The 8,254-nt window shown below is 51.3% G+C and carries 6 protein-coding genes; all 6 read left to right on the forward strand.

Features of this window, described 5'->3' with window-relative positions:
- Positions 1–2,314 (forward strand): exodeoxyribonuclease V subunit beta (locus HY879_23765; GenBank protein ID MBI5606362.1); only part of this gene is annotated, 2,314 nt, incomplete at its 5' end.
- A 30-nt stretch (positions 2,315–2,344) separates the two neighbouring features.
- Positions 2,345–4,168 (forward strand): exodeoxyribonuclease V subunit alpha, encoded by a 1,824-nt coding sequence (gene recD, locus HY879_23770; protein MBI5606363.1) that lies wholly within the window; start codon positions 2,345–2,347, stop codon positions 4,166–4,168.
- Between the two features lie 25 nt (positions 4,169–4,193).
- Complete coding sequence (locus tag HY879_23775) at positions 4,194–5,237, forward strand: radical SAM protein (protein MBI5606364.1); 1,044 nt, start codon at positions 4,194–4,196, stop codon at positions 5,235–5,237.
- A 104-nt stretch (positions 5,238–5,341) separates the two neighbouring features.
- Positions 5,342–6,871: an SDR family oxidoreductase gene (locus HY879_23780; GenBank protein ID MBI5606365.1), complete on the forward strand. Its 1,530-nt coding sequence runs from the start codon at positions 5,342–5,344 to the stop codon at positions 6,869–6,871.
- Between the two features lie 48 nt (positions 6,872–6,919).
- The gene (locus HY879_23785) at positions 6,920–8,053 is read left to right on the forward strand and encodes a hypothetical protein (protein ID MBI5606366.1); all 1,134 of its coding nucleotides are present in this window, start codon (positions 6,920–6,922) and stop codon (positions 8,051–8,053) included.
- Between the two features lie 30 nt (positions 8,054–8,083).
- On the forward strand, positions 8,084–8,254 hold a 171-nt coding region (locus tag HY879_23790), incomplete at its 3' end, for a hypothetical protein (GenBank protein ID MBI5606367.1).

Genomic DNA, 8,254 nt, shown 5'->3' on the forward strand with positions numbered 1-8,254 from the left:
GGAAAACTGGCGCTCGGAACCCTCTTTGATCCAGGCCGTCAATACCCTGTTTTTAAGTAACAGGAACCCCTTTCTTTTTGAGGACATCCCTTTTGTAAAAGCTACCCCCAAAGAACACCCCAATCAGGAATTCCTGAAAATCAATCAACAACCCGAGCCGCCATTTCAGCTCTGGTTTGTCGATGCTGGAAAGGCGGGAGAGTCCGGGAAGCCCCTGACCGCCCTTTTGGCCCGGGAACGGATAACCAGGGCCGTCGCCGGCGAGATCTCCAGACTCCTTGGCCTCGGCCAGGCCGGCCAGGCCCTGATCGGTAATAAGCCCCTGCGGGAACCCGATATGGCGGTTCTGGTCCGGACCAATAATGAGGCCCGTCTCGTGCAGGAAGCCTTGGGAGACCTCAGGATTCCAAGTGTCCTCTACAGTCTGGGGAATATTTTCGATACCCGGGAAGCCGTAGCGATTCACCGGATCCTTTCGGCTGTTGCCGAGCCGAATCAGGAGCAACCGCTTAAAGCGGCCATGACGACGGATCTGCTTGGAGTCAGCGGGGAGGATCTGGATCGGTTGATGCAGGACGAGACCGGATGGGAGAGGTGGCTGGTCCGGTTTCGGGAGTACTATGATTTGTGGGAAAAATATGATTTTATCCGGATGTTCCGTTATTTCCTGTTGAGGGAAAAGGTCCGGACCCGTCTGCTCTCCTTTCCGGATGGCGAAAGACGGCTTACCAATGTGCTTCACCTTTCGGAAGTACTTCATCAGGAATCGACTGAAAGAAAACTGGGGATGACCGGTATCCTGAAATGGCTCAGGCAACAGATGGACCCGGATTCCCCGCGCCTGGAAGAGCATCAACTGCGCCTGGAAAGCGATGCCGAGGCCGTCAGGATTGTTACCATCCATAAAAGTAAAGGGCTTGAGTATCCGGTTGTTTTTTGCCCCTTTAACTGGGGTGGTTCCCGCATAGGGAAGAATGAAGAATTCCTTTTTCATGATGACCAGGATGAATCGAGGCTCAAGTTGGTCCTGGATCCGGAAGACAATCCCAATCGGATGACCGCCGAAAAAGAGATCCTGGCCGAAAACCTGAGGCTCCTCTACGTAGCCCTGACCAGGGCAAAAAACCGCTGTTATCTGGCCTGGGGGCGTTTCAACAAAGCAGAAACCTCGGCCCTGGCCTTTCTGCTCCATCCGCCCCATGACAACCTGGAAAATATTGTTGAGGCTACCGGGGAAAATTTTAAAAAATTGACGGATGCCGATATCCGTCAGGACCTCGCTGTCCTGACCCGGAAATCCAAGGGGTCGATCCAGTTTTCTGACCTGCCGCTGGCCCATGGCCAGGAACAGGTGCCTGCACCCGAGACCAGGGAAGAACTGTTTTTTAAACCCTTCTCTGGTCTGGTAAGACGCGACTGGCAGGTGGCCAGTTTTTCTTCTCTCTTGTCCGGTTTTACGAGAGGGACTGAAACTTCCGACTATGAGGCCATTGACCTCCCGGATTATGATCAGGGAATCTTTACCCAGGAAGCCCTCCCGGGAAAAGAGCCTTCAGGCATCTTTGCTTTTCCTAAGGGGGCTAAATCAGGTATCCTTTTACATGATATTTTTGAACGGATCGATTTCGCCGACGGGGATCAGGGCGCCTTAAAAGAAATTGTGGCCGGAAAACTTAGAGAGTACGGCTTTGAAGGGCATTGGGAGGAAGCCCTCTATGACCTGGTTACCCGGGTTCTTAGCGTTTCCCTTCAGCAGAATGATCCGGTCTTGAAATTGTCGGACATCCGGATGGAAGATCGGTTAAGCGAACTGGAATTCTACTTTCCCTTGAATCCCATTACCCCCAAAAGGCTCTCCCGGATTTTTGCCGAACAGGCCGGACCTGAGATCGGCGATGATTTTCCCCGGAGGATGGAGAATCTGAATTTTTCACCCACCCAGGGGTTTATGAAGGGATTCATCGACCTGGTTTTTCAATTTGAAGGCCGTTTCTTTTTGGTGGACTGGAAATCCAATTTCCTGGGCAGCCGGGTTGAGGATTATGGGCAGCCGGCCTTGATAATGGAGATGCGAAAAAATTTTTATATCCTCCAATACCATCTTTATGCCCTGGCCCTGAACCGGTATTTGATGAACCGGCTTCCGGATTATGCCTATGAAAGACATTTCGGCGGGGTTTTTTATATTTTTCTGCGGGGAATAGATCCGGAAAAGGGGGCCGGATTTGGAATTTTCCAGGACCTGCCCAGAAAAGAATTGATGGAGGCACTCAGCCGGGAACTGATTGACGAAACTTCGGTCAAACCAAAGTGATCGGGCAGGAAGATGGCGCAACTCAATGATATGATTAACCGCTTAAGCCAACAGGGAATCCTGTCTGAATTGGACAGCCGGTTCGGACGCTTTATGATGGGACTTTCCGGGGAAGATATCCCTGAGCTATTCCTGGCGGCCGCCCTGGTCAGCTTTTATCAGGGGAAGGGAAATATTTGCTGCGACCTGGCGTCGTTGGCTGGAAAGCCGCTGTCCGACGATGGGAAAGGAGACGGGGTCTGCCCGAATCTTAAAGAATGGCTCAAGATACTGAAAGGGGTTCCGGTAGTTGGGAAACCCGGGGATTACCGGCCCCTCATTCTGGATGGATCCAGGTTGTACCTCTACCGCTATTGGAATTATGAGAGGAAGCTGGCTGAAATTTTGAAGATGCGCATTGAGGGGATTGAGGGGGAGGTTGACCAACAGATTTTAAAAGAGGGCCTTAATCGGCTTTTCCCGGACCAGGGTCCGGGAGATACCGATTGGCAGAAGGTGGCTGCGGTTACCTCTGTCCTAAAGAGGTTTTGCGTGATCTCCGGAGGACCCGGCACCGGAAAAACCTTTACCGTGGCCAAGATACTGGCCCTTTTGCTGGAGCAGCCGGGAGGAGAAAAGAAGCAGATCGTCCTGGCTGCACCGACCGGTAAAGCGGCCGCCCGACTGCAGGAAGCGATTAAGCAGGCCAGGGAAAAGCTGAATGGTTCGGAAAAAATGAAGGGATTATTCCCCGAGGAGGCCTCCACCATTCACCGGCTCCTGAAAAGGGTTCCCGATTCCCCTTATTTCCGTTATAATGCGGAGAATCTGCTGACCGCTGATGTCGTCATCGTTGATGAAGCCTCCATGGTTGACCTGGCCCTTCTATCCAAGCTGGCCCAGGCCATTTCCCCTATGGCCCGGCTGATTCTTCTGGGGGATAAGGATCAGTTGGCTTCCGTTGAGGCCGGAGCCGTGTTGGGTGATATCTGCGATACCGGTCATGCCCATGGCTATTCCTCATTGTTTTGCAATCAACTTAAAAAGATCACCGGTGAACAGGTGTTACGGGATGCGGAAGAAAGGGATCATCCGGGAATTCAGGATTCCATCATAGAGCTTAGGAAAAGTTACCGTTTTGGGGTTGACAGCGGCATCAGTGCCGTCAGCCGCGCGGTTAATGAAGGGAAAAGTCTCCGGGCCATGGAATTGCTGAAAAGCGGTTCCCATCCGGATATTCATTGGAAGGAACTGCCCCGGCCGGAAACCTTGCTTTCAGGATTGAAGGACCGGATCATCGAGGGTTTCTCCGCTTATTTAAAGGAGGTTGATCCGGCAAAGGCCTTTGATTCTTTTAACCGGTTGCGCATCTTATGTGCCATCCGAAATGGTCCTTACGGGGTCCAGGCCCTGAACCTTCTGGCGGAACAGACCCTTCAAAGGGAAGACCTCATCCAGTCAGACAAACGATGGTACCCTGGGCGGCCCATCCTGATCACCAAGAATGACTACCACCTGAGGTTATTTAACGGGGATGTGGGAATAACCCTATCTGATCCCGAGGCAGAGAATGGATTACGGGTCTTTTTCCAGGCCCCGGAGGGTGGGCTCCGGAAATTTCCACCTCTTAGGCTTCCCGAGCATGAAACAGTCTATGCCATGACGGTCCATAAAAGCCAAGGATCTGAATTTGACCGGGTGCTGTTCCTGATGCCTGACCGGGATGTTCCGGTTCTGACCCGCGAATTGATTTATACTGCCATTACCCGGGCCAGGGAACAGGTGGAAGTCTGGGGAAAGGAAGAAATCTTTCACCGGGCCATCTCCCGGCGGATTGAACGGACCTCCGGACTTCGCGAAGCCCTTTGGGGATAATGGCGCGTTTTAGAAAGGAATAAAGATGTCATCACAAGCTGCTGAAAAATACAACTTTGAAACCGGCGTCTACCGGCCGCCCAGCGAAGGGGGAAGCTCTTCGTTGTTGGTTCGATTCACCCGCAACTGCCCTTGGAACCGTTGTGGATTTTGCTCCATGTATAAGACGGAAAAATTTGAGCTTCGTTCGGTTGCCGAGATCCGGCAGGATATCGAGGCCATTGCCGCCCTGTGCCGGGATTTGAACCCAGGCGGCCGGGTCGGCGGCGTCATCGCCTCTGAAGCGGTCGGGTCGCTCATCAACCGTCATCCGGAGCTAAACTATCATCAGGGATTTGCCATGGTCTATCACTGGCTGCTTTCAGGGGCCAAAACCGCCTTTGTGCAGGATGCCAATAGTTTGATTATGCCCACTGACCATTTGGTTGAGCTGCTGCGTCACTTGAGAACCGTCTTCCCCTCCATTATCCGGGTGACCTCCTACGCCCGTTCCAGAACTCTGGCCCAAAAAAAACCGAAAGAACTGATGGCCATTCGCCAGGCCGGCCTTGACCGGCTGCATGTGGGATTGGAAACCGGTGATGATGAGTTGCTGCTAATGGTTAAAAAGGGGGTGACCTCCGAGGGCCAAATCAAAGGGGGCCGCCAGGCCATGGAGGCCGGTTTTCAGCTTTCCGAGTACTGGATGCCCGGGCTGGGCGGGCGGGCCGGATGGGAAAACCATGCCGTTCACACGGCCCGGGTATTAAGCGCCATCAACCCCCATTATATCCGCTCCCGACCCTTTTATCCCGCCCCGGGAACCCCCCTGTATGAAGCGGCTGAAGCCGGAGAATTCCAAATGCTCACGCCCCAGGAGCAGATGCTCGAACTCAAACGCATGATGGAAGAACTGAACGTCACCTCGCGGGTCTGTTTCGATCATGCCGGCAACTACTGGACCGACCGGCGGGGTCACTTGCTTTTTACCCACAGTTATGAAGGGTATAAATTTCCGGAAGAGAAGCAGAAAGTGTTGGATCGCATCGAAGAGGGGCTTCTGGCCACAACAAACCCCCCTCCTTTCTAAATCTTTAAGGATAACCTTCGACTAAAAATATTCTTTTTGCTATACTTACCCTGATTTTGAACTATTACGCAATTTTAATGAAGGAGCGAAAAAATTGAATTGAGATGAAACAGTCTTCCGAAGAAATTGATAAATGTATTTCAGTGCTTAAAATCCTTGCAAACAACACGGACCGACTCGCCAATCTTCCGGAGGAACAAAGAATTGACCTTCTGAAATGGACCGGGCAAATATCCCGTCCCGATAGGGCGGAAATAAAAAAAAGAAATAAGGCGGCCAATAAAACGTACAGTCTGGCCGCGCTCGAAAAAGACCGACGGGCCAGAAATACAACCGGGATCCGTATGGCCCGGCTTGATACAACCTTTACCGCACCGAGAGAGGTTGAGTTTAATCCGCCAGAAGGTGAACCTAACGGCGAAGAAATAAGTTCACCCCGAAACTGCTATGTCTGTAAAAATGAGTTCACCCATCTACACTTTTTTTATGATAGCTTATGTAAAAAATGCGGCGACCTGAATTATCGAAAGCGTTTTCAGACTGCCTCTCTTCAGGGTCAGTTGGCTCTGATAACCGGCGCACGGGTGAAAATCGGGTATCAGGCGACCCTGATGATGTTGCAGGCCGGTGCCACGGTGATTGCGACCACCCGATTTCCTGTTGATGCCGCCACCCGATATTCCAAGGAAGAGGGATTTGCCGATTGGGGAGAGCGCCTGCAGATTCATGGTCTGGATCTGAGACATATTCCCAGTGTTGAAATTTTTACAGATTTTGTGGAACAAAGGTATGGGCGGCTCGACTTATTGATCAATAATGCGGCCCAGACGGTGAGACGACCTCCCGGGTTTTATGCCCATCTCATTGAAAATGAAATAAACGGGAACCAGGCAATGCCCGGAGAGGTCCGGAAACTGCTTGGAGACCATGAGGGGTGTAAAAAGCAACTCAAGTCTTTATGTCATAATATCCAAGAGCACGAATCTGCCCTTCCTGTAACCTGGCATGATCAGTGCCCTGGAATTGGTTTGCGTGAATCCGCCCGACTCTCACAGATTCCTTATCGCCATGATCATTCTCTGGTTTCTGAGGAAATATTCCCAAAAGGAAAGTTGGATGCCGACCTTCAACAGGTGGATCTGCGCCGGACCAACAGTTGGCGTTTACGTCTGGGAGAAATACAAACCGCCGAGATGCTTGAAGTTCAACTGGTGAATGCTGTGGCGCCCTTTGTGTTATGCAATCGATTAATCCCTCTGATGCGGCGCGAATATAGCGGGCAAAAGCATATTGTCAATGTGACGGCCATGGAAGGTAAATTTTTCAGATTCAAGAAGGATGACAGACATCCCCATACCAACATGGCTAAAGCGGCCTTGAATATGATGACCCATACAGCCGCAGAAGATTTAGCCCGGGATGGGATTTATATGAATGCGGTGGATACCGGATGGGTAACCGATGAAGATCCTGTGGAACTTTCCAGAGTTAAACAGGAAGTGCATGATTTCCAGCCCCCGTTAGACATTGTGGATGGAGCGGCCAGGATCTGTGATCCCTTCTTTGACGGGATATTAACCGGTAAACACTGGTCCGGTAAATTTCTCAAAGACTATTTTCCTATCGATTGGTAGACCCGGCAGGGGAAGATTTATCCCTAATATTTTTGGTTAGGAATTTTTTTGGACGATCAGCTTTACGCGACTTGCCCCGATGAAATAACGGGCCTTTTGGCAAAGGAAATCGCTGTTATCGGCGGAACCCAGGTGCGGGCTTCTTATCGGGTCGTGTACTTTCGCGCTTCGAAGGAAGTCGCTTACAAAGCCCACTTGCACTTACGCCTGGCGAATCGAATTTGCCGGGTTTTAAAAGAAATCCCAGCCCAGTCCCCGACCATCATCTTCGACAAGGCCAGGAAAATTCGATTTGACCAGCTTTTTTCCGACAGGCAGGCGGTCAGCATCCATGTGGTCGCCTCCAACGACGGAAGCAAGATTCCCAATCATTTGATCGGCAGTAAATTGCGCGAGGCCATCAACGATTGTTTTCAACATCACCTGAAAACCCTACCCAATCAAAGTTCCCGGGGCGCCGCCATCGGAATCACCGGTTTCTTCCATAACAACCGTCTACTGGTCAGTGTCGATACTTCCAGTGAGAGTCTTCACAAACGGGGCTTCCGCGTTGACGGCCATCCGGCTCCTCTGAATGAAACACTGGCCGCGGCCTTGCTGGCGGTCTGTGAATATGACGGGACCACGAATTTCTTCGATCCCATGTGCGGCAGTGGCACGATCGTGGTTGAAGCCGCGCAAATTGCCATTAATCGGGCTCCTCTGATGCACCGTAAAAAAGGCGGGTTCGGTTTTGAATACCTTTATGACTTTGATGAAAGGCTTTGGCAGACCATTCAGGACCAGGCCCGTGCGGACGAGCGCCCTGCCCAATGGGGAATATTTGCTTCGGATATAGAGCCTCAATTTGTTGAGATCGCCAAAAAAACGGTGACCAAGGCTCAGTTGGAAACCGTTGTTCGGTTTGAGACCAAAGACTTTTTCAAAACCAAGAAGCCGGCTGAGAGCGGACTCCTGATCGCCAATATCCCTTATGGCCTCAGAATGACGGAAAAAGATGTGAGCGGGGAATTTTTGAGAGCCATCGGTGACCACCTCAAAAATCATTTTAAAGGTTGGCGTTGCGGGATTCTGGCACCCGCGTCATCGCCTTTGAGGGAAATCGGATTGAAACCTCAAAAGCAGGCGCCGTTTTTGAACGGCACCGTTCCCGTCAAACTGGTCGTCTTTGATATTTATTGATTTTAATTTTTTGGAGGAGGTGGGATCGTCATGCAATCACCAAAGGAGAAAGAGGTGGCCGATCTTTGTCATCGTTTCGGAACCATCGCCGTACAAAAAGGATTTATTTCCAAGGATCAACTGAAAGAGGCCATGATGGAGCAGTTGGAGGATGACTTAAGCGGGAAAGATCATCGCATCATCGGGGCCATCCTCTATAAA

The sequence above is a fragment of the Deltaproteobacteria bacterium genome (genome assembly GCA_016219225.1).
Classification (GTDB): Bacteria; Desulfobacterota; RBG-13-43-22; order RBG-13-43-22; family RBG-13-43-22; genus RBG-13-43-22.

Bases quoted from the DNA above. Each gene is read 5' to 3' on its own strand.
- recD (MBI5606363.1), top strand. From the start codon at position 2,345: ATGATTAACCGCTTAAGCCAACAGGGAATCCTGTCTGAATTGGACAGC.
- HY879_23775 (MBI5606364.1), top strand. From the start codon at position 4,194: ATGTCATCACAAGCTGCTGAAAAATACAACTTTGAAACCGGCGTCTAC.
- HY879_23780 (MBI5606365.1), top strand. From the start codon at position 5,342: ATGAAACAGTCTTCCGAAGAAATTGATAAATGTATTTCAGTGCTTAAA.